This is a genomic window from Anoxybacillus sp. FSL W8-0382 (genome assembly GCF_038003845.1).
Classification (GTDB): Bacteria; Bacillota; Bacilli; order Bacillales; family Anoxybacillaceae; genus Anoxybacillus; species Anoxybacillus flavithermus_G.
Window position 1 is genome coordinate 131,666 of sequence record NZ_JBBOPX010000001.1, and the last position, 23,335, is coordinate 155,000.

At 41.6% G+C, this 23,335-nt stretch carries 42 protein-coding genes (1 of these 42 only partly in view); 40 read left to right on the forward strand and 2 right to left on the reverse strand.

Annotated features, from left to right (window positions below; translation table 11 throughout):
* Window positions 1-176: 176 nt before the first annotated feature.
* The 39 genes from rpsJ to NSS60_RS00860 all read left to right on the forward strand — a co-directional run bounded on the left by rpsJ (window position 177) and on the right by NSS60_RS00860 (window position 21,568).
* The gene (gene rpsJ, locus NSS60_RS00670) at window positions 177-485 is read left to right on the forward strand and encodes a 30S ribosomal protein S10 (RefSeq protein WP_009361489.1); all 309 of its coding nucleotides are present in this window, start codon (window positions 177-179) and stop codon (window positions 483-485) included.
* A gap of 23 nt (window positions 486-508) precedes the next feature.
* The gene (rplC, locus tag NSS60_RS00675; RefSeq protein WP_004888665.1) at window positions 509-1,135 is read left to right on the forward strand and encodes a 50S ribosomal protein L3; all 627 of its coding nucleotides are present in this window, start codon (window positions 509-511) and stop codon (window positions 1,133-1,135) included.
* A gap of 27 nt (window positions 1,136-1,162) precedes the next feature.
* Window positions 1,163-1,786, forward strand: coding sequence for a 50S ribosomal protein L4 (gene rplD, locus NSS60_RS00680; protein WP_064213999.1), 624 nt, complete (start codon window positions 1,163-1,165; stop codon window positions 1,784-1,786).
* Entirely contained in the window at window positions 1,786-2,073 is a 288-nt protein-coding gene (gene rplW / locus NSS60_RS00685; RefSeq protein ID WP_004888670.1) for a 50S ribosomal protein L23, read from the forward strand. The genes rplD and rplW overlap by 1 nt, the downstream gene beginning before the upstream one ends.
* A 27-nt stretch (window positions 2,074-2,100) precedes the next feature.
* Window positions 2,101-2,931, forward strand: a complete 831-nt coding sequence (gene rplB / locus NSS60_RS00690) for a 50S ribosomal protein L2 (RefSeq protein ID WP_003397662.1) — start codon at window positions 2,101-2,103, stop codon at window positions 2,929-2,931.
* Between the two features lie 57 nt (window positions 2,932-2,988).
* A complete protein-coding gene (gene rpsS / locus NSS60_RS00695; RefSeq protein WP_003397663.1) occupies window positions 2,989-3,267 on the forward strand; it encodes a 30S ribosomal protein S19 in 279 nt (92 codons plus the stop codon).
* A 20-nt stretch (window positions 3,268-3,287) separates the two neighbouring features.
* Window positions 3,288-3,629 carry a 50S ribosomal protein L22 gene (gene rplV, locus NSS60_RS00700; protein ID WP_064214000.1) on the forward strand — a complete coding sequence of 114 codons (342 nt, stop codon included), beginning with the start codon at window positions 3,288-3,290 and terminating at the stop codon, window positions 3,627-3,629.
* Window positions 3,630-3,632: 3 nt separating this feature from the next.
* Window positions 3,633-4,289: a 30S ribosomal protein S3 gene (rpsC, locus tag NSS60_RS00705; RefSeq protein ID WP_003397666.1), complete on the forward strand. Its 657-nt coding sequence runs from the start codon at window positions 3,633-3,635 to the stop codon at window positions 4,287-4,289.
* A gap of 2 nt (window positions 4,290-4,291) precedes the next feature.
* Window positions 4,292-4,726 (forward strand): 50S ribosomal protein L16, encoded by a 435-nt coding sequence (rplP, locus tag NSS60_RS00710; RefSeq protein ID WP_003397670.1) that lies wholly within the window; start codon window positions 4,292-4,294, stop codon window positions 4,724-4,726.
* A complete protein-coding gene (rpmC, locus tag NSS60_RS00715; protein ID WP_003397671.1) occupies window positions 4,716-4,916 on the forward strand; it encodes a 50S ribosomal protein L29 in 201 nt (66 codons plus the stop codon). The genes rplP and rpmC overlap by 11 nt, the downstream gene beginning before the upstream one ends.
* A 25-nt stretch (window positions 4,917-4,941) precedes the next feature.
* Window positions 4,942-5,205, forward strand: coding sequence for a 30S ribosomal protein S17 (gene rpsQ / locus NSS60_RS00720; protein WP_003397674.1), 264 nt, complete (start codon window positions 4,942-4,944; stop codon window positions 5,203-5,205).
* 48 nt (window positions 5,206-5,253) lie between these two features.
* Window positions 5,254-5,622, forward strand: a complete 369-nt coding sequence (rplN, locus tag NSS60_RS00725) for a 50S ribosomal protein L14 (protein ID WP_004888678.1) — start codon at window positions 5,254-5,256, stop codon at window positions 5,620-5,622.
* Window positions 5,623-5,658: 36 nt separating this feature from the next.
* Window positions 5,659-5,970: a 50S ribosomal protein L24 gene (rplX, locus tag NSS60_RS00730; protein WP_003397676.1), complete on the forward strand. Its 312-nt coding sequence runs from the start codon at window positions 5,659-5,661 to the stop codon at window positions 5,968-5,970.
* 29 nt (window positions 5,971-5,999) lie between these two features.
* The gene (gene rplE, locus NSS60_RS00735; protein ID WP_004888681.1) at window positions 6,000-6,539 is read left to right on the forward strand and encodes a 50S ribosomal protein L5; all 540 of its coding nucleotides are present in this window, start codon (window positions 6,000-6,002) and stop codon (window positions 6,537-6,539) included.
* 34 nt (window positions 6,540-6,573) lie between these two features.
* On the forward strand, window positions 6,574-6,759 hold the full coding sequence (gene rpsN, locus NSS60_RS00740; protein ID WP_003397678.1) for a 30S ribosomal protein S14: 186 nt from the start codon (window positions 6,574-6,576) through the stop codon (window positions 6,757-6,759).
* A gap of 33 nt (window positions 6,760-6,792) precedes the next feature.
* On the forward strand, window positions 6,793-7,191 hold the full coding sequence (gene rpsH / locus NSS60_RS00745; RefSeq protein WP_004888685.1) for a 30S ribosomal protein S8: 399 nt from the start codon (window positions 6,793-6,795) through the stop codon (window positions 7,189-7,191).
* A gap of 29 nt (window positions 7,192-7,220) precedes the next feature.
* The gene (gene rplF / locus NSS60_RS00750; RefSeq protein ID WP_004888688.1) at window positions 7,221-7,760 is read left to right on the forward strand and encodes a 50S ribosomal protein L6; all 540 of its coding nucleotides are present in this window, start codon (window positions 7,221-7,223) and stop codon (window positions 7,758-7,760) included.
* A 32-nt stretch (window positions 7,761-7,792) separates the two neighbouring features.
* Window positions 7,793-8,155, forward strand: a complete 363-nt coding sequence (rplR, locus tag NSS60_RS00755; protein ID WP_004888689.1) for a 50S ribosomal protein L18 — start codon at window positions 7,793-7,795, stop codon at window positions 8,153-8,155.
* A gap of 19 nt (window positions 8,156-8,174) precedes the next feature.
* On the forward strand, window positions 8,175-8,675 hold the full coding sequence (rpsE, locus tag NSS60_RS00760) for a 30S ribosomal protein S5 (protein WP_004888691.1): 501 nt from the start codon (window positions 8,175-8,177) through the stop codon (window positions 8,673-8,675).
* A 14-nt stretch (window positions 8,676-8,689) separates the two neighbouring features.
* On the forward strand, window positions 8,690-8,878 hold the full coding sequence (gene rpmD / locus NSS60_RS00765; protein WP_003397685.1) for a 50S ribosomal protein L30: 189 nt from the start codon (window positions 8,690-8,692) through the stop codon (window positions 8,876-8,878).
* Between the two features lie 14 nt (window positions 8,879-8,892).
* The gene (gene rplO / locus NSS60_RS00770) at window positions 8,893-9,333 is read left to right on the forward strand and encodes a 50S ribosomal protein L15 (protein ID WP_004888697.1); all 441 of its coding nucleotides are present in this window, start codon (window positions 8,893-8,895) and stop codon (window positions 9,331-9,333) included.
* Window positions 9,333-10,625 (forward strand): preprotein translocase subunit SecY, encoded by a 1,293-nt coding sequence (secY, locus tag NSS60_RS00775; protein WP_004888698.1) that lies wholly within the window; start codon window positions 9,333-9,335, stop codon window positions 10,623-10,625. Before rplO ends, secY begins: the two co-directional genes overlap by 1 nt.
* 59 nt (window positions 10,626-10,684) lie before the next feature.
* Window positions 10,685-11,338, forward strand: a complete 654-nt coding sequence (locus tag NSS60_RS00780) for an adenylate kinase (RefSeq protein WP_004888700.1) — start codon at window positions 10,685-10,687, stop codon at window positions 11,336-11,338.
* On the forward strand, window positions 11,335-12,081 hold the full coding sequence (gene map, locus NSS60_RS00785) for a type I methionyl aminopeptidase (protein WP_004888702.1): 747 nt from the start codon (window positions 11,335-11,337) through the stop codon (window positions 12,079-12,081). The genes NSS60_RS00780 and map overlap by 4 nt, the downstream gene beginning before the upstream one ends.
* 103 nt (window positions 12,082-12,184) lie before the next feature.
* Window positions 12,185-12,403 carry a translation initiation factor IF-1 gene (gene infA / locus NSS60_RS00790; protein WP_003247618.1) on the forward strand — a complete coding sequence of 73 codons (219 nt, stop codon included), beginning with the start codon at window positions 12,185-12,187 and terminating at the stop codon, window positions 12,401-12,403.
* A gap of 30 nt (window positions 12,404-12,433) precedes the next feature.
* The gene (gene rpmJ, locus NSS60_RS00795) at window positions 12,434-12,547 is read left to right on the forward strand and encodes a 50S ribosomal protein L36 (protein ID WP_000868344.1); all 114 of its coding nucleotides are present in this window, start codon (window positions 12,434-12,436) and stop codon (window positions 12,545-12,547) included.
* A gap of 22 nt (window positions 12,548-12,569) precedes the next feature.
* On the forward strand, window positions 12,570-12,935 hold the full coding sequence (gene rpsM, locus NSS60_RS00800) for a 30S ribosomal protein S13 (RefSeq protein WP_003397691.1): 366 nt from the start codon (window positions 12,570-12,572) through the stop codon (window positions 12,933-12,935).
* 25 nt (window positions 12,936-12,960) lie between these two features.
* Window positions 12,961-13,350 (forward strand): 30S ribosomal protein S11, encoded by a 390-nt coding sequence (gene rpsK, locus NSS60_RS00805; protein ID WP_003397692.1) that lies wholly within the window; start codon window positions 12,961-12,963, stop codon window positions 13,348-13,350.
* 168 nt (window positions 13,351-13,518) lie between these two features.
* On the forward strand, window positions 13,519-14,463 hold the full coding sequence (locus tag NSS60_RS00810) for a DNA-directed RNA polymerase subunit alpha (RefSeq protein ID WP_003397693.1): 945 nt from the start codon (window positions 13,519-13,521) through the stop codon (window positions 14,461-14,463).
* Between the two features lie 60 nt (window positions 14,464-14,523).
* Window positions 14,524-14,886, forward strand: a complete 363-nt coding sequence (rplQ, locus tag NSS60_RS00815) for a 50S ribosomal protein L17 (RefSeq protein WP_003397694.1) — start codon at window positions 14,524-14,526, stop codon at window positions 14,884-14,886.
* Between the two features lie 113 nt (window positions 14,887-14,999).
* Window positions 15,000-15,854 (forward strand): energy-coupling factor ABC transporter ATP-binding protein, encoded by an 855-nt coding sequence (locus tag NSS60_RS00820; protein WP_064214001.1) that lies wholly within the window; start codon window positions 15,000-15,002, stop codon window positions 15,852-15,854.
* Window positions 15,812-16,681, forward strand: coding sequence for an energy-coupling factor ABC transporter ATP-binding protein (locus NSS60_RS00825; RefSeq protein WP_064214002.1), 870 nt, complete (start codon window positions 15,812-15,814; stop codon window positions 16,679-16,681). Before NSS60_RS00820 ends, NSS60_RS00825 begins: the two co-directional genes overlap by 43 nt.
* Window positions 16,678-17,475, forward strand: coding sequence for an energy-coupling factor transporter transmembrane component T family protein (locus NSS60_RS00830; RefSeq protein WP_064214003.1), 798 nt, complete (start codon window positions 16,678-16,680; stop codon window positions 17,473-17,475). The genes NSS60_RS00825 and NSS60_RS00830 overlap by 4 nt, the downstream gene beginning before the upstream one ends.
* Before the next feature lie 16 nt (window positions 17,476-17,491).
* Window positions 17,492-18,235, forward strand: coding sequence for a tRNA pseudouridine(38-40) synthase TruA (gene truA, locus NSS60_RS00835; protein ID WP_064214004.1), 744 nt, complete (start codon window positions 17,492-17,494; stop codon window positions 18,233-18,235).
* Window positions 18,236-18,381: 146 nt separating this feature from the next.
* Complete coding sequence (gene rplM / locus NSS60_RS00840) at window positions 18,382-18,816, forward strand: 50S ribosomal protein L13 (RefSeq protein ID WP_012573869.1); 435 nt, start codon at window positions 18,382-18,384, stop codon at window positions 18,814-18,816.
* Between the two features lie 22 nt (window positions 18,817-18,838).
* Window positions 18,839-19,231, forward strand: coding sequence for a 30S ribosomal protein S9 (gene rpsI, locus NSS60_RS00845; protein ID WP_003397701.1), 393 nt, complete (start codon window positions 18,839-18,841; stop codon window positions 19,229-19,231).
* Between the two features lie 91 nt (window positions 19,232-19,322).
* Window positions 19,323-19,727, forward strand: a complete 405-nt coding sequence (locus tag NSS60_RS00850; RefSeq protein ID WP_004888712.1) for a DUF2521 family protein — start codon at window positions 19,323-19,325, stop codon at window positions 19,725-19,727.
* A 55-nt stretch (window positions 19,728-19,782) separates the two neighbouring features.
* Window positions 19,783-20,481: an N-acetylmuramoyl-L-alanine amidase CwlD gene (cwlD, locus tag NSS60_RS00855; protein ID WP_004888713.1), complete on the forward strand. Its 699-nt coding sequence runs from the start codon at window positions 19,783-19,785 to the stop codon at window positions 20,479-20,481.
* A 79-nt stretch (window positions 20,482-20,560) separates the two neighbouring features.
* A complete protein-coding gene (locus tag NSS60_RS00860) occupies window positions 20,561-21,568 on the forward strand; it encodes an Mrp/NBP35 family ATP-binding protein (RefSeq protein WP_004888714.1) in 1,008 nt (335 codons plus the stop codon).
* A 16-nt stretch (window positions 21,569-21,584) separates the two neighbouring features.
* On the opposite strand, the gene gerD is transcribed toward NSS60_RS00860, so the two are convergent.
* Window positions 21,585-22,181, reverse strand: coding sequence for a spore germination lipoprotein GerD (gene gerD, locus NSS60_RS00865; protein ID WP_004888715.1), 597 nt, complete (start codon window positions 22,179-22,181; stop codon window positions 21,585-21,587).
* Window positions 22,182-22,312: 131 nt separating this feature from the next.
* Between gerD and NSS60_RS00870 the strand changes: the two genes are divergently transcribed.
* Window positions 22,313-22,909, forward strand: coding sequence for a KinB-signaling pathway activation protein (locus tag NSS60_RS00870; protein WP_004888716.1), 597 nt, complete (start codon window positions 22,313-22,315; stop codon window positions 22,907-22,909).
* A 16-nt stretch (window positions 22,910-22,925) separates the two neighbouring features.
* Here NSS60_RS00870 and pdaB read toward each other — a convergent pair whose 3' ends face one another.
* A protein-coding gene (pdaB, locus tag NSS60_RS00875) for a polysaccharide deacetylase family sporulation protein PdaB (protein ID WP_064214008.1) crosses the window boundary here: on the reverse strand, window positions 22,926-23,335 show its 3' portion. The gene runs 352 nt beyond the window's last position; only the last 410 of its 762 coding nucleotides appear in the window; the start codon falls outside the window, past its right edge — the gene reads right to left on this strand; its stop codon occupies window positions 22,926-22,928.

The window sequence follows — 23,335 nt, forward strand, 5'->3', positions numbered from 1 at the left end:
AGAAATAAAAAAACTTGCATTAGCTATGGATTTTATATATAATAATAAACGTTGGTCTTTGACTGCGATGAAGTGGGAGGTTGCTGACACACCCGGCCGCTTTGCCATGGCGAGTGTGAAGGAAATTTCCATGGAGAATGTCTATTTTAAAAATAGGCGAAGAAGGAGGGAAAATAATGGCAAAAGAAAAAATTCGTATTCGTTTAAAAGCGTATGATCATCGAATTCTTGATCAATCTGCTGAGAAAATTGTGGAAACTGCAAAGCGTTCAGGCGCAACTGTATCTGGACCGATTCCGTTACCAACTGAAAGAACGGTGTACACGATTTTACGTGCGGTTCATAAATACAAAGACTCTCGTGAGCAGTTCGAAATGCGCACACATAAACGCTTAATTGACATCGTCAATCCGACTCCACAAACAGTAGATTCTTTAATGCGTTTAGACTTACCGTCTGGTGTTGATATTGAAATCAAGTTGTAATTGCTATATAGGAGGTGTGAAAGATGAAAGGAATCTTAGGAAGAAAAATCGGCATGACTCAAGTGTTTGCTGAAAACGGGGATCTTATTCCTGTAACGGTAATTCAAGCGACTCCGAACGTAGTTCTTCAAAAGAAAACGATTGAAAACGACGGTTATGAAGCGATTCAATTAGGTTTTGAAGATTTACGTGAGAAATTAGCGAACAAGCCGCAAAAAGGTCATGCTGCAAAAGCAAACACCACACCTAAGCGCTTCATTCGTGAAATTCGTGGTGTGAATCTTGCAGAATATGAAGTAGGTCAAGAAGTAAAAGTGGACATTTTCAACGAAGGTGAAATCGTTGACGTCACAGGAACGTCAAAAGGTAAAGGTTTCCAAGGTGTAATTAAACGCCATGGACAATCTCGTGGACCAATGGCGCACGGTTCTCGTTATCATCGTCGTCCTGGTTCAATGGGTCCAATCGCTCCAAACCGTGTATTCAAATCAAAAGAGCTTCCAGGTCGCATGGGTGGCGAGCGAGTAACAGTACAAAACTTAAAAGTTGTCAAAGTGGATCCAGAACGCAACTTAATTTTAATTAAAGGAAACGTACCAGGTCCAAACAAAGGGCTTGTTATCATTAAAAGCGCGGTTAAGGCGAAATAATTTCTTTAAGAAAGGAGGAAACACCCAATGCCAAAAGTAGCATTGTACAACCAAAACGGAGAAAACATCGGTGAAATCGAATTAAACGATGCCGTATTTGGTATTGAACCGAACAAACATGTGTTATTTGAAGCGGTAATTATGCAACGTGCTTCCTTGCGTCAAGGAACTCATAAAACAAAAAATCGTGCAGAAGTAAGCGGCGGTGGCCGTAAACCATGGCGTCAAAAAGGTACTGGACGCGCTCGTCAAGGATCGATTCGTTCTCCACAGTGGCGCGGCGGTGGTATTGTATTTGGTCCAGTTCCACGCAGCTACAGCTACAAACTTCCGAAAAAAGTTCGTCGCTTAGCAATTAAATCAGCTTTATCTTCAAAAGTGCTTGAAAACAACATCGTTGTATTAGACAATTTAACACTTGAAGCACCGAAAACAAAAGAAATGGTTAAAATTTTAAACAACCTTTCTGTTGATCGCAAAGCGTTAATTGTAACAGCAGATGCAAACGAGAACGTCATTCTTTCAGCCCGCAACATCCCAGGAGTTACAGTCGTAACAGCAAGCGGAATTAACGTTCTTGATGTACTCAACCACGACAAGCTTGTCATTACAAAAGCTGCCGTGGAAAAAGTAGAGGAGGTGCTTGTATAATGAAAGATCCTCGCGATATTATTAAGCGCCCCGTCATTACTGAACGTTCAACAGAGTTAATGGGTGAGAAAAAATATACGTTCGAAGTTGATGTAAAAGCGAACAAAACGGAAGTAAAAGATGCGATTGAAGCGATCTTCGGCGTAAAAGTAGCAAAGGTCAACATTATGAACTATAAAGGAAAGTTCAAACGTGTTGGTCGCTACAGCGGATTAACAAACCGCCGTCGCAAAGCGATTGTTACATTAACGCCAGACAGCAAAGAGATCGAACTATTTGAAGTATAAGTTTAAAAGTGAAGGAGGGAAATGGACATGGCGATTAAAAAATATAAGCCAACGTCTAACGGTCGTCGTGGTATGACGGTTTTAGACTTCTCTGAGCTTACAACAGATAAGCCGGAAAAATCGTTGCTTGCCCCTTTAAAGAAAAAAGGCGGTCGTAACAACCAAGGTAAATTGACAGTTCGTCACCAAGGTGGCGGTCATAAACGTCAATATCGTATTATTGACTTTAAACGCGATAAAGATGGCATTCCAGGACGCGTTGCTACAATCGAATACGATCCAAACCGTTCTGCGAATATCGCATTAATTCATTATGCCGATGGTGAAAAACGTTACATCATCGCACCGAAAAACTTAGAAGTTGGCATGGAAATCATGTCAGGTCCAGATGCGGACATTAAAGTAGGTAACGCATTACCTTTAGCAAACATTCCAGTTGGTACAGTAATTCACAACATTGAGTTGAAACCTGGTAAAGGTGGACAATTAGTGCGCGCTGCAGGTACATCTGCACAAGTGCTTGGTAAAGAAGGTAAGTACGTACTTGTTCGTTTATCTTCAGGTGAAGTTCGCATGATTTTAGCAACTTGCCGCGCAACAGTCGGTCAAGTTGGTAACGAACAACATGAGCTTGTGAACATCGGTAAAGCTGGACGCGCTCGTTGGTTAGGCATTCGTCCAACTGTTCGTGGTTCTGTTATGAACCCTGTTGATCACCCACATGGTGGTGGTGAAGGTAAAGCACCTATCGGACGTAAGTCTCCAATGACTCCATGGGGCAAACCAACTCTTGGATTCAAAACGCGTAAGAAGAAAAACAAATCCGATAAATTTATCGTACGTCGTCGTAAAAAATAACGGGGTTGAGCTACGGTTCAAAAGAACCGTAGAGCAATCACGAAAGGAGGTTCACTTATGGGTCGCAGCTTGAAAAAAGGTCCTTTTTGTGATGATCATTTAATGAAAAAAATCGAGAAATTGAATGAAACTGGACAAAAACAAGTGATCAAAACATGGTCTCGTCGTTCGACAATTTTCCCACAATTCATTGGTCACACAATCGCTGTTTACGATGGTCGTAAACACGTTCCGGTTTACATCACAGAGGACATGGTTGGTCATAAGCTCGGTGAATTTGCGCCAACGCGCACATACAAAGGCCATGCTGCTGATGATAAGAAAACAAGACGTTAATATGAGAGGAGGCTTTCATTATGCAGGCTAAAGCTGTTGCTAGAACGGTTCGAATTGCTCCTCGTAAAGCTCGCTTAGTCATTGACTTAATTCGAGGAAAGCAAGTAGGTGAAGCAGTTGCCATTCTTCGTCATATGCCAAAAGCTGCTTCTCCGATTATCGAGAAAGTATTAAAATCTGCAGTGGCAAACGCAGAACACAACTATGACATGGACGTTAATAAGCTCGTTGTTACAGAAGCTTATGTGAACGAAGGACCAACATTAAAACGTTTCCGTCCTCGTGCACAAGGTCGTGCTAGCGCAATTAACAAACGCACAAGCCATATCACGATCGTTGTTTCAGAAAAGAAGGAGGGATAATCAGTGGGTCAAAAGGTAAATCCAATCGGTCTTCGCATTGGTATTATTCGTGATTGGGAATCAAGATGGTACGCTGAAAAAGATTACGCGGACCTTTTACACGAAGATCTTAAAATTCGCGAGTACCTCACAAAGCGCTTAAGTGATGCAGCTGTTTCTCGCATTGAGATCGAGCGTGCGGCAAATCGTGTGAACATCACTATCCACACAGCGAAACCAGGAATGGTAATCGGTAAAGGTGGATCTGAAGTTGAAGCGCTTCGTAAAGCGTTAAACGAATTAACTGGCAAACGTGTTCATATCAACATCGTTGAAATCAAAAAGCCAGACTTAGAAGCAAAACTTGTTGCGGAAAATATCGCGCGTCAAATTGAAAACCGCGTATCATTCCGTCGTGCGCAAAAACAAGCGATTCAACGCACAATGCGTGCAGGTGCTAAAGGAATTAAAACGATGGTATCTGGTCGTTTAGGTGGAGCAGATATCGCTCGCTCAGAACATTATAGCGAAGGAACAGTTCCACTTCATACTCTTCGCGCTGACATTGACTACGCAACAGCAGAAGCGGATACAACATACGGGAAAATCGGCGTGAAAGTATGGATTTATCGTGGAGAAGTCCTTCCTACGAAAAAGAAAACTGAGGAAGGAGGAAATTAATCATGTTAATGCCAAAACGCGTAAAATATCGTCGTGAACATCGCGGTCGCATGAAAGGTCGTGCAAAAGGCGGTACGGAAGTACATTTTGGTGAGTATGGCTTACAAGCGTTAGAGCCAGCATGGATTACAAACCGTCAAATCGAGGCTGCTCGTCGTGCGATGACTCGTTACATGAGACGTGGCGGTAAAGTATGGATTAAAATTTTCCCTTCAAAACCATACACAGCAAAACCACTTGAAGTGCGCATGGGTTCCGGTAAAGGTGCTCCAGAAGGTTGGGTAGCTGTTGTTAAACCTGGTAAAGTAATGTTTGAAATCGCGGGAGTTTCTGAAGAAGTGGCTCGTGAAGCATTACGTCTTGCTTCTCACAAACTTCCAATCAAATGTAAATTCGTAAAACGTGAAGAAATTGGTGGTGAATCAAATGAAAGCTAAAGAAATTCGTGAACTTACCACTGCCGAGATTGAACAAAAAATTAAAGCGTTGAAAGAAGAGTTATTCAACCTTCGCTTCCAATTGGCAACAGGTCAATTAGAGAATACTGCTCGTATTCGTGAAGTACGCAAAGCGATTGCGCGTATGAAAACTGTTATTCGCGAAAGAGAGATCGCTGCTAATAAATAATTGAAATCGAGGGGAGGTTCGCACAATGAGTGAACGCAACAATCGTAAAGTTCTCGTCGGCCGTGTTGTTTCCGATAAAATGGATAAAACAATTACGGTTCTTGTAGAAACTTATAAAAAGCATCCTCTTTACGGCAAGCGCGTAAAGTATTCGAAAAAATATAAAGCACATGACGAAAACAATGTAGCAAAAGTGGGCGACATTGTAAAAATTATGGAGACACGTCCTCTCTCTGCAACAAAACGTTTCCGTCTTGTTGAAGTAGTTGAAAAAGCTGTTATCGTTTAATCAATATGTTCGGTGTGATGGATACAAATCCGAAAGGAGGTTTCGTCAATGATTCAACAAGAAACTCGTATGAAAGTTGCTGATAACTCTGGTGCACGTGAAGTGCTTGTCATTAAAGTGCTAGGTGGTTCTGGTCGTCGTTATGCGAACGTTGGCGACATCGTTGTGGCGACAGTTAAAGATGCAACACCAGGTGGCGTTGTTAAAAAAGGTCAAGTTGTTAAAGCGGTTGTCGTTCGTACAAAACGTGGCGTGCGCCGTACAGACGGTTCTTACATCCGCTTTGACGAAAATGCTTGCGTAATCATTCGTGATGACAAGAGCCCACGTGGTACGCGTATTTTCGGACCAGTTGCTCGTGAGTTGCGCGACAAAGACTTTATGAAAATCGTTTCTTTAGCTCCAGAAGTGATTTAATGAAAAGGAAAAGCCTTTTAAGGAGGTGCGATTCAGATGCATGTAAAAAAAGGTGATAAAGTGCAAGTGATCTCTGGTAAGGATAAAGGAAAACAAGGCGTTATTCTTGCTGCGTTTCCAAAGAAAAACCGAGTGCTTGTTGAAGGTGTGAACATCGTAAAAAAACACGTAAAACCTTCTCAAGCAAATCCACAAGGCGGCATTATCAGCCAAGAGGCGCCAATCCACGTATCAAACGTAATGCCTCTTGATCCAAAAACAGGATTACCAACTCGTGTTGGATACAAAGTAGTTGACGGTAAAAAAGTTCGCTATGCGAAACGTTCTGGTGAAATTTTAGACAAATAATGAAGTGACTGAGGAAGGGAGGTACTCAAATGAACCGCCTTAAAGAAAAGTATTTGAAAGAAGTTGTTCCTGCTCTTATGAGCAAGTTTAACTATAAATCAGTGATGCAAGTTCCAAAAATCGAAAAAATCGTCATCAACATGGGTGTTGGTGATGCGGTACAAAACGCAAAAGCGTTAGATAGCGCAGTAGAAGAACTCGCATTAATTTCTGGTCAAAAACCAGTTGTTACACGCGCGAAAAAATCAATCGCTGGTTTCCGTCTTCGCGAAGGAATGCCAATCGGTGCGAAAGTAACACTTCGCGGTGAGCGCATGTACGAGTTTTTCGATAAGCTCGTTTCTGTTTCTTTACCGCGCGTTCGTGACTTCCGCGGCGTATCGAAAAAATCATTCGATGGACGTGGAAACTACACATTAGGTGTAAAAGAGCAATTAATTTTCCCTGAAATTGATTACGATAAAGTAAACAAAGTTCGCGGTATGGACATCGTGATCGTTACAACTGCGAAAACTGACGAGGAAGCTCGTGAATTACTTGCGTTGCTCGGTATGCCATTCCAAAAATAATCATTCCCATTCGTAAAAAGAGGGAGGCGAAAACGTGGCTAAAAAATCAATGATCGCGAAACAAAAACGCACACCAAAGTTTAAAGTACAAGCGTACACTCGTTGTGAGCGTTGTGGACGTCCACACTCTGTATATCGCAAATTTAAACTTTGCCGTATTTGTTTCCGTGAATTAGCGTATAAAGGTCAAATTCCTGGTGTGAAAAAAGCAAGCTGGTAATAAACCCATGAGTTGGGAAGGAGGTAAAACATAATGGTGATGACAGATCCAATTGCAGATATGCTTACTCGCATTCGTAATGCGAACATGGTGCGTCACGAGAAACTTGAAGTTCCTGCTTCGAAAATTAAAAGAGAAATCGCTGAAATTTTAAAGCGTGAAGGTTTCATTCGTGATGTCGAATACATTGAAGATAACAAACAAGGTATTCTTCGTATTTTCTTAAAGTACGGTCCAAATAACGAGCGCATAATTACAGGTCTTAAACGCATTAGCAAACCTGGTTTGCGCGTATATGTAAAGGCTGACGAAGTACCACGCGTATTGAACGGCCTAGGAATCGCAATTCTTTCAACATCTCAAGGCATTTTAACTGACAAAGAAGCACGTCAAAAACGTACTGGCGGCGAAGTGTTAGCATACATTTGGTAATTATTTTGCAACGAATGGAGGTGTAGTACATGTCACGTGTTGGTAAAAAACCATTGGAAATTCCAGCTGGTGTTACAGTTACATTAAACGGTAACACGGTTACTGTAAAAGGTCCGAAAGGTGAACTTACTCGTACGTTCCATCCAGATATGATCATTAAATTAGAAGGCAACGTTTTAACAGTTGAGCGTCCAAGCGATGAGAAACATCATCGTGCACTTCACGGAACGACTCGCAGCTTGCTTGCAAACATGGTTGAAGGTGTTTCAAAAGGCTATGAGCGTGCACTTGAGCTTGTCGGTGTCGGTTACCGTGCGACAAAACAAGGCAAAAAGCTTGTATTAAGCGTAGGATACTCTCATCCTGTTGAAATCGAGCCAGAAGAAGGACTTGAAATCGAAGTTCCTTCACAAACAAAAATCATCGTTAAAGGTGCGGACAAACAACGTGTTGGTGAATTAGCAGCAAACATTCGTGCCGTTCGTTCACCAGAGCCTTACAAAGGAAAAGGTATTCGCTACGAGGGCGAAGTTGTACGTCGTAAAGAAGGTAAAACAGGTAAGAAATAATGCTGCTTAGGTAAATGAAAGGAGTGACACGAATGATCACTAAGCTTGATAAAAATGCAGTTCGCAAAAAAAGACACGCTCGTGTTCGTCGTAAAGTAGTAGGAACTGCGGAACGTCCACGCTTAAATGTGTTCCGTTCAAACAAACACATTTACGCGCAAATTATCGACGATGTGAAAGCTGTGACACTTGTTAGCGCGTCAACGTTAGATAAAGAGTTTGACTTAGAATCAACAGGCAATGTTGAAGCAGCTCAAAAAGTGGGCGAATTAATTGCTAAACGTGCACTTGAAAAAGGAATTACGGCGGTTGTATTTGACCGTGGCGGATATTTATATCATGGACGTGTTAAAGCACTTGCAGACGCTGCTCGTGAAGCTGGATTACAATTCTAATTAAGAAGGAGGGACAGAGATGCGTCGCATTGATCCAAATAAACTTGAACTAGAAGAACGCGTTGTTGCCGTTAACCGCGTAGCTAAAGTAGTAAAAGGTGGACGTCGTTTCCGTTTCGCTGCGTTAGTCGTTGTTGGTGACAAAAACGGTCATGTCGGCTTCGGAACTGGAAAAGCTCAAGAAGTTCCAGATGCTATTCGCAAAGCGATTGAAGACGCGAAGAAAAACTTAATTACTGTACCGATTGTTGGTACAACAATTCCACATGAAGTTATCGGACATTTCGGAGCAGGTGAAATCATTTTAAAACCAGCATCCGAAGGTACAGGGGTTATTGCTGGTGGTCCTGCACGTGCGGTATTAGAATTAGCAGGTATTAGCGATATTTTATCGAAGTCAATCGGCTCCAACACACCAATCAACATGGTGCGCGCAACAATTGACGGTTTGAAGCAATTGAAACGTGCTGAAGAGGTAGCAAAATTGCGCGGTAAAACAGTTGAGGAACTGTTAGGATAAGGGAGGGAAAAATGATGGCGAAAAAATTAGCAATTACCCTCACTCGCAGCGTAATCGGTCGTCCGCAAGACCAACGCGTGACGGTTAAAACATTAGGTTTAAGAAAATTGCATCAAACAGTTGTTCATAACGACAATCCAGCCATTCGTGGGATGATTAATAAAGTTTCTCACCTTGTAACAGTAAAAGAATTAGAAGAATAAGGAGGTGCCTCGGCATGAAGCTACATGAATTACAACCAGCACCGGGTTCCCGTAAAGAACGTAACCGTGTTGGTCGTGGTATCGGCTCTGGTAACGGAAAAACTTCTGGTAGAGGACATAAAGGGCAAAACGCTCGCTCTGGCGGCGGTGTACGCATCGGCTTTGAAGGTGGTCAAACACCTTTATTCCGTCGTTTACCAAAACGCGGCTTCACAAACATTCATCGTAAAGAATATGCGATCGTTAACCTTGAAGCATTAAATCGCTTTGAAAACGGTACTGAAGTAACACCAGAATTGTTGCTTGAAACAGGCGTAGTAAGCAAGTTGAAAGCAGGCATCAAAGTTCTTGGAAACGGTGAGCTTACGAAAAAATTAACAGTAAAAGCTCATAAATTCTCTGCTTCTGCAAAAGAAGCGATCGAAGCTGCTGGCGGTAAAACTGAGGTGATTTAATGTTTCGAACAATCTCCAATTTTATGCGCGTGGGTGATATAAGAAGAAAAATTGTATTCACCCTTCTTATGCTCATTGTATTTCGCATCGGTACGTTTATTCCTGTGCCGGGCGTCAATGCAGACGTACTAAAAATGCAAGATCAGTTCAACGCTTTTGGCGTATTGAACACATTTGGTGGTGGCGCTTTACGAAACTTTTCTATTTTTGCGATGGGCGTCATGCCATACATTACGGCATCCATCATCGTTCAACTATTGCAGATGGATGTTGTTCCTAAATTTACAGAGTGGTCGAAACAAGGAGAAGTAGGCCGCCGTAAACTCGCTCAGTTTACCCGCTATTTTACGATTGTGCTTGGATTTATCCAAGCGTTCGCTATGTCGTACGGTTTTCATAATATGTCTGGTGGCATGCTCATTAAAAATCCAGGCATTCCGACATATTTGCTTATTGCGCTTGTGTTAACAGCTGGAACAGCCTTTTTAATGTGGCTTGGTGAGCAAATTACAGCTAAAGGTGTTGGAAACGGGATTTCCGTATTGATTTTTGCAGGGATCGTATCCGGTATCCCAACAACACTTAATCAAATTTACGTTCAACAGTTTGAAAATGCTGGCGATCAGCTGTTTTTACGCATCGTCACAGTGTTGTTAGTCGCTTTAGCAGTTGTTGCAGTTATTGTTGGCGTCATTTATGTGCAACAAGCGTTTCGGAAAATTCCGATTCAGTACGCAAAGCGATTAGAAGGACGTAGTCCGGTAGGTGGTCATTCGACACACATTCCGTTAAAAGTCAATCCGGCAGGCGTTATTCCGGTTATTTTTGCGGTGTCGTTTATTATTACTCCACCGACGATTGCATCGTTTTTCGGCTCGAATGATGTAACATTATGGATTAAAAAAGTTTTTGACTACACGCAACCAGTTGGTATGATCATATACGTCGCTTTAATTGTTGCCTTCGCGTATTTTTATGCGTTTGTTCAAGTCAATCCAGAACAAATGGCGGACAATTTGAAAAAGCAAGGTGGTTACATTCCAGGCATTCGTCCAGGAAAGAACACGCAAGAATTCATCACACGCGTTTTGTACCGGTTAACTTTCGTCGGAGCTCTATTTTTAGCAGCAATCGCTGTTCTTCCTGTCTTCTTTATCGAGTTCGCTAAACTACCGCCTTCTGCTCGAATTGGAGGAACGGGCTTGCTGATCGTCATCGGTGTTGCTTTAGAGACGATGAAGCAGCTAGAAAGCCAATTAGTGAAGCGCCATTACAAAGGCTTTATTAAATAAAAAGAGGTGTTGGGAATTTTATTCCCTCTACCTCACATAGAGCTGAGGGGGAGACGTTGATGAATTTAGTATTAATGGGACTTCCAGGTGCTGGAAAAGGTACGCAGGCAGAAAAAATTGTTGAGAAATATAAAATTCCTCACATTTCTACTGGGGATATGTTTCGAGCAGCGATTAAAGAAGGAACAGAGCTCGGTTTACAGGCGAAATCGTATATGGATCGCGGCGATCTTGTTCCAGACGAAGTGACGATCGGCATTGTTCGTGAACGGTTAAGCAAGGACGATTGCCAAAACGGATTTTTGCTTGATGGATTTCCACGAACAGTCGCTCAAGCGGAAGCGTTAGAAACGCTTCTTCAACAATTGAACCGTTCCATTGATTATGTTATTAACATCGAAGTAGATAAAAGCATCTTAATGGAACGTCTAACAGGCAGACGCATTTGTAAAGAATGCGGCGCAACGTATCATCTTGTATTTAATCCGCCAGCACAAGCAGGCATCTGCGATAAATGCGGAGGAGAATTGTATCAACGCGCAGATGATAACGAAGCGACCGTAGCGAATCGTCTTGAAGTCAATATGAAGCAAGCTCAGCCGTTGCTTGATTTTTACGCAGCGAAAGGGTACTTGCGCAACATTAATGGACAACAACATATTGATCAAGTGTTTGCTGACATTTGTGAATTACTTGGGGGCTTACAATCATGATCATTTGCAAAACCCCACGCGAAATTGAAATTATGCGTGAAGCTGGTCGAATTGTCGCTTTAACTCATCAAGAACTACAAAAATATATCGAGCCAGGCATAACGACGCGAGAGCTCGATCATATTGCTGAAACGTTCATTCGCAAACATGGTGCAATTCCTTCGTTTAAAGGATATAATGGATTCCGTGGGAGCATTTGCACATCGGTCAATGAAGAGCTCGTTCATGGTATTCCAGGAGACCGTGTGCTTCGCGAAGGAGATATTATTAGCATCGATATTGGCGCAAAATATAATGGATATCATGGTGATTCGGCTTGGACGTATCCGGTCGGAGCCATTTCAGAAGAAGCGAAAAAGCTTTTAGAAGTGACAGAACAGTCATTGTATCGTGGATTGGAAGAAGCGAAACCTGGCGCACGGTTAACGAACATTTCTCATGCGATCCAAACATACGTTGAGGCGCATAACTTTTCCGTTGTGCGTGAGTATGTCGGGCATGGAATTGGTCAAGACTTACATGAAAGTCCGCAAATCCCACATTACGGTCCGCCAAATAAAGGACCACGGTTAAAGCCAGGCATGGTTCTGTGCATTGAGCCGATGGTGAATGCAGGAACCCGTTATGTTCGCACGTTAGAAGATAATTGGACGGTCGTCACAGTAGATGGCAAACTATGTGCTCACTTTGAGCATACGATTGCCATTACCGAGACGGGATATGAAATTTTAACAACACTTTGAACGCTTTAACCTTCTTTGCGGATGCGCATCGTAAGCTTTAAACTAAACTGGTCGTGTTAGTTGAACATGTTACTCATTTCAAAAAAGAAGGGAGAGCCGTTCAATGGCGAAAGACGATGTAATTGAAGTGGAAGGTACAGTCGTTGAAACGTTGCCAAATGCGATGTTCCGAGTGGAACTTGAAAACGGTCATACCGTTTTAGCTCACGTTTCAGGTAAAATTCGCATGCATTTTATTCGCATCTTACCAGGTGATAAAGTAACAGTTGAATTATCACCTTACGATTTAACACGTGGAAGAATTACGTATCGATATAAATAACACTCCGCACGAACAAGGAGGTAAGTTCACATGAAAGTTAGACCATCTGTAAAACCGATTTGCGAAAAGTGCAAAGTCATTCGCAGACGCGGAAAAGTTATGGTTATTTGTGAAAATCCAAAGCATAAGCAAAAACAAGGATAAAACTTGAGGAGGTGTACAAATCATGGCACGTATTGCAGGTGTAGATATTCCTCGTGACAAACGTGTAGTCATTTCATTAACATACATTTACGGAATCGGTAAAGCAACTGCACAAAAAATCTTAGCAGAAGCTGGTGTATCTGAAGACACTCGTGTTCGCGATTTAACAGAAGAAGAATTAGGAAAAATTCGCGAAATCGTAGATCGCTTAAAAGTAGAAGGAGATCTTCGTCGTGAAGTATCTTTAAACATTAAGCGTTTAATGGAGATCGGTTGCTACCGTGGTCTTCGTCATCGTCGCGGATTGCCAGTTCGTGGCCAAAATACGAAAAACAATGCTCGTACACGTAAAGGTCCACGTCGTACAGTAGCGAATAAGAAAAAATAATTAAGTAAAGGAGGTTCATGAACGAATGGCACGTAAAACGAATACGCGTAAACGTCGTGTAAAAAAGAATATTGAATCTGGTATCGCTCATATCCGTTCGACTTTTAACAACACAATCGTCACAATTACAGACGTTCATGGAAATGCAATTTCTTGGTCAAGTGCGGGTGCGTTAGGCTTCAAAGGTTCTCGTAAGTCTACTCCGTTCGCTGCACAAATGGCTGCAGAAGCTGCTGCAAAAGCATCAATGGAGCATGGCATGAAAACTGTTGAAGTAAACGTAAAAGGTCCAGGTGCTGGTCGTGAAGCAGCGATTCGTGCACTTCAAGCGGCTGGATTAGAAATTACAGCAATTAAAGATGTTACACCGGTTCCACATAACGGATGCCGTCCGCCAAAACGTCGTCGTGTTTAATTTCTCTGTATAGAATTTGCGCATGTGTCAATAATGGGATATAGTCATTCTTACAGGGAAATGAAAAACAGTTGTTGTGCACATTCGGGAACTTATTCATGGGGGAATTTCGATTGAGCTGTCATCGGTTTAATCGGGGTTTCGACGTTTTGAAGGAGGGTTAAAGGAATGCTGGAAATTGAAAAGCCGAAAATCGAAACGGTTGAAATCAGCGAGGATGCCAAATATGGCAAATTCGTCGTTGAACCACTTGAGCGTGGATATGGTACAACTTTGGGTAACTCCTTACGTCGTATCCTGTTATCCTCACTCCCTGGTGCCGCTGTAACATCTGTTCAAATAGATGGTGTATTGCACGAATTTTCAACAATTGATGGCGTCGTGGAAGATGTAACAACGATCATTTTAAATGTTAAAAAGCTAGCGCTAAAAATTTACTCGGACGAAGAAAAGACGCTTGAGATTGATGTACAGGGTGAAGGAGTCGTTACAGCTGCGGATATTACTCACGATAGCGATGTAGAAATTCTCAATCCAGACCTTCATATTGCTACTTTGGCAAAAGACGGTCGTTTGCGCATGAGAATGACAGCGAAACGCGGGCGTGGGTATACACCAGCTGATGCTAATAAGCGCGAGGATCAACCGATAGGTGTTATCCCGATCGATTCCATTTATACGCCGGTATCGCGCGTATCGTACCAAGTCGAAAATACGCGCGTCGGTCAAATGACAAACTACGATAAGTTAACGATCGACGTGTGGACAGATGGTAGCATCGGCCCGAAAGAAGCAATCTCACTAGGGGCAAAAATTTTAACAGAGCACTTGAACATTTTTGTGAACTTAACAGACGAAGCACAACATGCTGAAATCATGATCGAAAAAGAAGAAGACCAAAAAGAAAAAGTGCTCGAAATGACAATTGAAGAGCTTGATCTTTCTGTTCGTTCATACAACTGCTTAAAACGTGCTGGCATCAACACAGTGCAAGAGCTTGCTCAAAAAACGGAAGAAGATATGATGAAAGTGCGCAACTTAGGCCGCAAGTCGCTTGAGGAAGTAAAAGCGAAGTTAGAAGAGCTAGGATTAAGCTTACGTAAAGATGACTAGTTAAGCGTTTGGTTAACTAGGCATTTTCATGTTAAAAGTGAAATAAAGGAGGGACATCACATGTCTTACAGAAAATTAGGACGCACAAGCTCTCAACGTAAAGCATTGCTTCGTGATTTAGTGACAGACTTAATCATTAATGAGCGAATTGAAACAACAGAAGCTCGTGCAAAAGAGTTGCGTTCTGTTGTAGAAAAAATGATTACATTAGGAAAGCGCGGCGATTTGCATGCACGTCGTCAAGCGGCTGCATTCGTACGCAAAGAAGTCGCAAACACAGAAACAGGTCAAGATGCGATTCAAAAATTGTTTAGCGACATCGCACCTCGTTACCAAGACCGTCAAGGTGGTTATACACGTATTATGAAACTTGGACCACGCCGCGGTGACGGTGCGCCAATGGTCATTATCGAACTAGTTTAATATGTTTTTACAAGGGCGAGACAGTTTTTGAACTGGATCTATGCCCTTTTTTTGTTTTCTTTTTTGTAGTAGAGTAGAGAATAAGAAAATTCAGAAGAGATGAGGAGAGAAATGTGGAAGTTGCTGTACGTGTGGAAAATGTAAGTTTTCAATATGCGAATGAACAAACGTATGCTTTACAAAACGTTTCGTTTCAAGTGTATGAAGGCGAATGGGTAACAATTGTTGGACATAACGGATCGGGAAAATCGACGCTTGCTAAATTGTTGATTGGCCTATTGCCATCTACGAGTGGAACGATTCACGTATGCGGTATTCCGTTAAATGAAGAAACAGTATGGGACGTTCGAAAACGACTAGGGATTGTTTTCCAAAACCCAGATAACCAATTTGTTGGAACGACTGTCCAAGATGACGTTGCTTTTGGTCTTGAAAATCGTGGTGTACCAAAACATGAGATGGAAAAGCGCATAAAAGAAGCGTTACAAAAAGTAGGTATGGAAAATTTCATGAATGACGAACCACATCGTCTATCAGGTGGACAAAAACAACGTGTGGCGATCGCAAGCGCCATTGCTCTTCAACCAAATATCATTATTTTAGATGAGGCAACATCGATGCTTGATCCAAGTGGAAAAAAAGAAGTTCTTCAAGTGATCCAATCACTTCGTCGTGAACACGATATGACGGTTATTTCAATTACTCATGATTTAAATGAAGTGGCAAAAGCCGACCGAGTGATTGTCATGAATAAAGGAAGGATCGCACTAGAGGGAACACCTAAACATATTTTTGCGCATGGGATGAAGTTAGAAGAAATGGGGTTAGACTTACCGTTTTCCCTGCAACTAAGTCAACGGTTGAAAGACAATCGTATTCCGATTACAACCGATCATTTGACAATAGAGGGGTTGGTGAGTGAATTATGGACATTGTATTCCGCGATGTCGAACACCGTTACCAAGTAAATACCCCTTTTGAGAAACGGGCGTTGTACGATATTCATGTTGATATTCGGAGTGGGTCGTATGTTGCGGTGATCGGTCATACCGGATCAGGAAAATCCACCTTTTTACAACATTTAAATGGCTTACTCCAGCCGACAAAAGGGACTGTTCATCTTGGGGATTATACAATAACAGCAGGAAAGAAAGAAAAACAGTTAAAGCCTTTGCGAAAAAAAGTAGGAATCGTGTTTCAATTTCCTGAACATCAACTATTTGAAGAAACAGTAGAAAAAGATATTTGTTTTGGACCGATGAACTTTGGAATGACAGAAGAGGAGGCGAAAGCTCGCGTTAGTGAGTGGTTAGCGCTTGTCGGATTGCCAGAAGACGTGCGACATAAATCACCATTTGGTTTAAGTGGGGGACAAATGCGTCGTGTCGCCATCGCAGGCGTTTTGGCGATGGAGCCAGAAGTGCTTGTGTTAGATGAACCGACTGCAGGGTTAGATCCTCGTGGTCGAAAAGAAATGATGGAGATGTTCGCTAGCCTTCAACAACAAAAACGGATGACGATTGTGCTCGTCACACATAGTATGGAAGAAGCAGCACGTTATGCCGATGAGATTATCATCATGCATCAAGGGACGATTGTGCGAAGAGGGACGCCGGAGCAAATTTTCCGTCACGTCGATGATTTACTACATCTCGGATTAGATGTACCTGAAACGATATTGTTTCAGCGAGCCATCGAACAAAAATTTGGCGTGCAGTTTCACACCCCATGTTTGACGATAGAAGATGTCATTAAAAACTTACAAACGTTATTTAATAAGGTGAAGGGTATATGATGAACAGTATGATTATTGGAAAATATGTTCCTGGGGACTCTTTCATTCACCGTCTCGATCCACGTACAAAACTTATTACTATGTTTATTTATGTGTTCATCGTTTTTCTTGCTAATAACGGATGGACATACGGGCTATTAACTTTTTTTACGTGCATCTTGTTGTTTTTATCGCGCATTCGCCTTTCGTTTTTTGTTAAAGGGCTGAAGCCTATTTTATGGGTGATTGTATTTACATTCCTTCTTCACGTGTTGTTAACAAAAGAAGGACATGTTGTTTTTCAATGGTTTGGAATGGAAGTGTATGATCAAGGTATTCAACAAGGGGCATTTATTTCTTTACGCTTTTTGCTCCTTATTGTTGTGACAACATTATTGACGTTAACAACAACGCCAATCGAAGTGACCGATGGGATGGAATCATTGCTTTCGCCATTAAAAAAATGGAATATACCTGTTCATGAGCTAGCGTTAATGATGTCGATTTCTCTTCGTTTTATTCCAACATTGATGGAAGAAACCGAGAAGATTATGAAAGCTCAAGCGGCTCGTGGCGTTGATTTTTCAGGCGGCCCATTATCGGAACGAATGAGAGCGATGACGGCGTTGCTCGTTCCACTATTTATTAGCGCATTTAAACGTGCAGAAGAGTTAGCCGTTGCAATGGAAGTGCGCGGATACCGCGGAGGGAAAGATCGAACAAAATGGCGCGAGTTGACGTGGAAGCGTGCAGATACGGTTTTTATGCTTTTGCTTACCTTATTGGCCATTGCGTTATGGTTACTTCGTTCGTAAAAGGGGCTAAGTTCAGATGACGAGAAGAATAAAATGTATTATTGCGTACGATGGTACGCATTTTGTGGGGTACCAAATTCAACAACAAAAGCGAACGGTACAAGGAGAGCTTGAGCGTGCGCTTTCGATCATTCATAAGGGGCAATTTGTTCGCGTATATGCTTCAGGACGGACGGATGCAACCGTTCATGCACACGGACAGGTGATTCATTTTGACACACCGCTGTCCATTCCAGATGAGAAATGGCCGAGAGCGTTAAATGCGCTTCTCCCTGATGATGTCATTGTCAAAGAAGCAAGTGAAGTATCCCCTTCCTTTCATGCACGGTTTAGCGTGAAAAAGAAAGAATATCGTTACCGCGTATGGACGGGGGAGAAAAACGTGTTTTTGCGTCATTACGTGTATCATTATCCGTATCCGCTTAATGTAGCAGCGATGAACGAAGCGCTTCATGATCTGATTGGCACGCATGATTTCACGAGTTTTTGTTCAGCAAAAACGGAAATAGAGGATAAAGTGCGTACGATTTACGAGGCGGAAGTCATTCCACAAGGAGACGAATTGATCTTCCGTCTCGTTGGAAATGGCTTTTTATACAATATGGTTCGCATTATCGTTGGGACGGTGCTAGAAGTCGGACGCGGGGAACGGCGTGCTGAAGAGATGAAAACAATTTTGGAACAAAAAAATCGAAGTGCTGCCGGAAAGACCGCACCGGGTCACGGTCTTTATTTATGGCACGTTTCGTATGACAACTAATCCAGGTGTAACATTTTCTTGACATTGGGTGTTGAAAGAGATATTATATCATATGGTATGTATTTTAAACCCACGATTAGCCCCGGAAATTAATCGTGTTGAAATAAATATCGCTTGTTCATTTTTTATTTTAGGAGGGAAAACAAATGCGTACGTATATGGCGAAGCCAAATGAAGTAGAACGTAAATGGTACGTTGTTGATGCAGAAGGCAAAACGTTAGGACGTCTTGCTAGTGAAGTTGCTGCAATTTTGCGCGGTAAACATAAACCAACTTACACACCGCACGTTGATACTGGTGATCATGTGATCATCATCAACGCAGAGAAAGTTGAGTTAACAGGTAAAAAATTAACAAACAAATTATACTACCGTCACAGCTTACATCCAGGTGGATTAAAAGTAAGAACAGCGCTTGAAATGCGCACAAATTATCCAGAGCAAATGCTTGAAAGAGCAATTCGTGGCATGCTTCCAAAAGGTAGCCTTGGTCGTCAAATGTTCAAAAAATTGCACGTTTATCGCGGAAGTGAACATCCGCATCAAGCACAAAAACCAGAAGTTTACGAACTTCGTGGATAATTGATTAAAGGAGGGCATTATTTTGGCACAGGTACAATACTACGGCACAGGTCGTCGCAAAAGCTCAGTTGCGCGCGTGCGTCTCGTTCCAGGTGAAGGACGCATTATCGTAAATGGTCGTGACATTCGTGATTACGTTCCATACGAGTCATTAGTTGAAGTTGTAAAACAACCACTTGTTTTAACAGAAACGTTCGGTAGCTACGATGTACTAGTAAACGTAAGCGGCGGTGGATTCACAGGTCAGGCAGGCGCAATCCGTCATGGCATTGCTCGTGCGTTGTTGCAAGTTGACCCTGAATACCGTCAAACATTAAAACGTGCAGGCTTGTTAACGCGCGATTCTCGTGTGAAAGAGCGTAAAAAATACGGTCTCAAAGGCGCTCGTCGTGCACCACAATTCTCAAAACGTTAATTTCAAAAAATCTCGGCAATTATTTTGCCGAGATTTTTTTTGTATGTTCCTTTGTCACATGCAAACAATATACATAAGGAGGGACAGCAAAATGGGAATGCTTACATCATTTACAGCGAAGAAATTAGAAAAACAGCTTACTTATGAACGAAACGTATTGCGGGATCTTTCTTATCGTGAATTGTGTAGACGTGTACATACATATTGGCAACGATATATGATTATTTCTCATGTCATTGAAAACATTTGTATTGACGCTGCGGTTGAAGCGTACTTACTCGGGGCGCATTATAGTCGATTTGCATATTACGGCGAGAAAATCGAAACGGTAAAAAGTCGTTGTATAGATGAGTATGAGCAGCTCATTCATGAGCTACATGAGTACATGAAACAGTGGAGAGATGGAATATACGATGTATGTGCTCGCTATATCGACGTATGGTGGGAAGAGGGAATGGAAAAAGGATTGCGTCGTCAAAAGCTTCGTTTAAAATAACCGTTCTAATTTCTTCTCTTGTCCCATATAACATAAATAGTGGGGAGGAGAAGGGATGAAAATACGTATTATTATTTTTTTCATTGTTTTTGTCCTTTTGTTACAGTTTTACGTGTTAAGCGATCGCTCGTGGAAAGCATGGAGCTTACCGTTATCAGGGAAGGTAATCATTCTTGACCCAGGGCACGGGGGTCCTGATGGGGGAGCGGTTGAAGGAGACGTTTTGGAGAAAGAAATCGCGCTACATGTGGCGTTGAAATTACGCGATTATTTGCAACAACAAGGTGCGCTTGTTCAAATGACAAGAGAAGGAGATCATGATTTAGCTAGCGAACAGACAAGAGGATATAGCCGAAGAAAAATAGAGGACTTACAACGGCGAGTGCAGTTTGTTAATGAGTCAGAGGCAGATTTTTTCATTAGTATTCACTTAAATGCCATCCCTTCGCCGAAGTGGAGAGGCGCACAAGTTTTTTACTATCCTTCATTAGAGGAAAATGCGAGATTAGCTAAGTTTATTCAACAAGAGCTACGTGTCAATTTGGAAAATACACATCGATTGGCGAAGCCCATTCAAACGGTATATTTATTAAAAATGGCTAAAAAGCCAGGGGCTTTAGTTGAAATTGGTTTTTTATCAAACGAGGAAGAACGAAAACTACTAGTGTCTTCATCGTATCAGGAAAAGTTAGCGGCTTCGATTTACAAAGGCATTTTACGTTACGTATCAAATGAACGTGATCCTTCTGAGTGAGAAGGATTCATTTTTTTATCCAGAAAATTATGTTATATTGAAAGTGTGAAACCGAATACATAAGGATTGGTGAGGCGCGATGTTGACAGAAAAACAAGTTGTGGAACTGCTCGAAACAATTTATGACCCTTTTTTGAAAAAAACGTTTAAAGAAACAGGAGCCATTCAAGAAGTCAAGATAAATGAAGAAAAAGGGCTAGTGAGTGTGAAAATTGCTTTAGCTAAAATGGAAACGGCTCAACAACTTCAAGTACAACAAACCGTTGTGCAACGTTTAAAAGATGCAGGGGCGTCTTCTGTTGGACTTCGCTTTGCTCAATTGCCGTTAGAAGAAGAGCGAATGGTAAATGAGCCGATTTATTTGGCGATCGCAAGTGGAAAAGGTGGAGTAGGAAAGTCGACTGTTTCCGTTAACTTAGCTGTTTCGCTTGCAAGGCTTGGTAAAAAAGTCGGTTTAATTGACGCTGACATTTATGGGTTTAGCGTACCAGACATGATGGGCATCACTGAGCGCCCTATTGTTCGTGGGGAAAAAATCATCCCAGTTGAACGGCTCGGAGTAAAAGTTATTTCTATGGGCTTTTTTGTAGAAGATAATTCCCCGGTCATTTGGCGCGGCCCGATGCTTGGGAAGATGTTAAAAAACTTTTTTGATGAAGTGGAATGGGGAGAGTTGGATTATTTATTATTAGATTTGCCTCCAGGTACAGGCGATGTAGCGTTAGATGTGCATACAATGCTCCCAACATCGAAAGAAATTATAGTGACGACTCCTCATCCCACAGCAGCTTTTGTAGCAGCAAGGGCGGGAGCGATGGCGGTACGTACAAATCATGAAGTTGTCGGTGTCATTGAAAATATGTCATATTTTGAAAGCAAAACGACGGGGGAAAAAGAATATATTTTTGGAAAAGGTGGCGGTCAAAAGTTAGCTGAAGAACTGCAGACGGATTTATTAGGACAACTGCCGCTCGGACAACCAGATTGGAACGATGATGATTTCGCTCCTTCAGTATATGGAGAAGATCATCCGATCGGAAAAGTGTATATGGATATTGCAAGGAAAATCATTGCGAAATTGCGATGAGGGGCGATTGAGCCCCTCATGCTGTTTGCTCTTCGCTTGACTCTTCCTCATCAGTTTTTTTCTTCTCCCCTTGCATCTCCTCCGCAGCTTTGATGAGGATGTCTTCAATTTTTGCTTTAAATAACGGGCTGCTAAAAGTTTCTGTAATCACTTTTTGCAAGTGAGCGCGAAAATCTTTGTTTTTCATTTCCGTTTGTATCAGTTTTTTTATCTCTGGATTTTGCATAATGTCTACAATCATTGCTTGATATTCAGGATCTTTCATGAGCGCTTTCAACAATTTTTCATGTTCTTCTTGCATGCTTTTTGCAAAATTTTGAGCAAACTTTGGATCCTCAAATGCTTTTTTCCAAAATGTCTTTCCTTTGTCTGAAGTTAACGTTTCTTCAATTGTTTTTTTTACTATTTGTTGATCCATAACAAGCTGTTGTTTGACTTTTTCATCACTCATCACTTCTTGAATTGCTTTTTTTCCTTCGTCTGTTTTTAAAATATCAACGACCATTTTTTTCGTTTGGTCGTAATCGGGTTGCGCAGGAATTTTTTCTTGCTGGGCACACCCTGCCAGTGTTAATACATAACTAAATACGAGGAGCAGAAATGTTCGTTTCATTACCAAAGGCTCCTTTCAACAAGTTTCCTTACTGTTAATATTCAATATTCTTTGCAAAAATATTCGCTAGCATTTTTCTTATTTCGTTGATAGAATTTTGAAAGGGATATTGAGAAGTGGGGGTTGCATAAGTGAACAGTCGAAAGTGGGTTCAATTATTTTTTTCTACGTTGTTTGTCGGCGGAATAAGCACGGGGATTGTTGGCTTTGTTGTGAAATGGAATGAATACGCACATCTTTTCACATCGTTTGAGATAAAAGAAATTTTATCTGTTCTCGTTTGGCTTATTGGTGTAGGTTTCATTTTTAGCGTCATTAGTCAAATGGGTTTTTTTGCATACTTAACGATTCATCGTTTTGGACTTGGAATTTTCCGATCTGTCGGACTATGGAATGCGGTACAAATTGTTCTCATTGCTTTTGTTTTATTTGATCTTGTTTATTTTCGCTACCAACTGTTTGCGAAAGAAGGCGAATCGATCGTCAGCTATGTACTCGTTGCTTTATTGATTTTTTTGTTTGGACTCGTTGTAGCCTATGTAAAAATGCGTGAGACAAATAAAGAAGCGTTTGTTCCTGCGTTATTTTTTATGGTTGTTGTAACGGTGATTGAGTGGTTTCCGGTATTGCGGATCAACGAAGAAAATTGGTTGTATTTAATGTTGTTTCCGTTATTGATTTGTAATGCTTATCAGTTGCTTACATTGCATCGACTTTTGCGGAAATAAAATGAGGCTTGCTGCCTCATTTTATTTCTTTACTTTTTATATGAGCGTTATTGACAAGATCGGATATGGTCACACTTTTATATCCTTCTTTTTTCATCCAAACGATAATTTGCTCTAATGCATGAGCGGTTTGCTTCGCTGAGTCTGATGCATGAAGTAACACAACATCCCCGCCTTTTGCGTTTTTTGTCACATTTTCAACAATGACATTTACGCCAGGATTAAGCCAGTCTTTTGAATCAACACTCCAATGAACAACAGTATGACCAAAAGAATGAACAACTTTCAAAACGTTTTTATTAAAATTTCCTGTCGGCACGCGTAGGAAAGGGGTATGTTTAATGCCTAACGTATCAAACACTTTTTTAGCTTGAGCTAAGTCACGAATAATTTTCCCTCTCTCTAGTTCAGTATAGTTTTTGTACT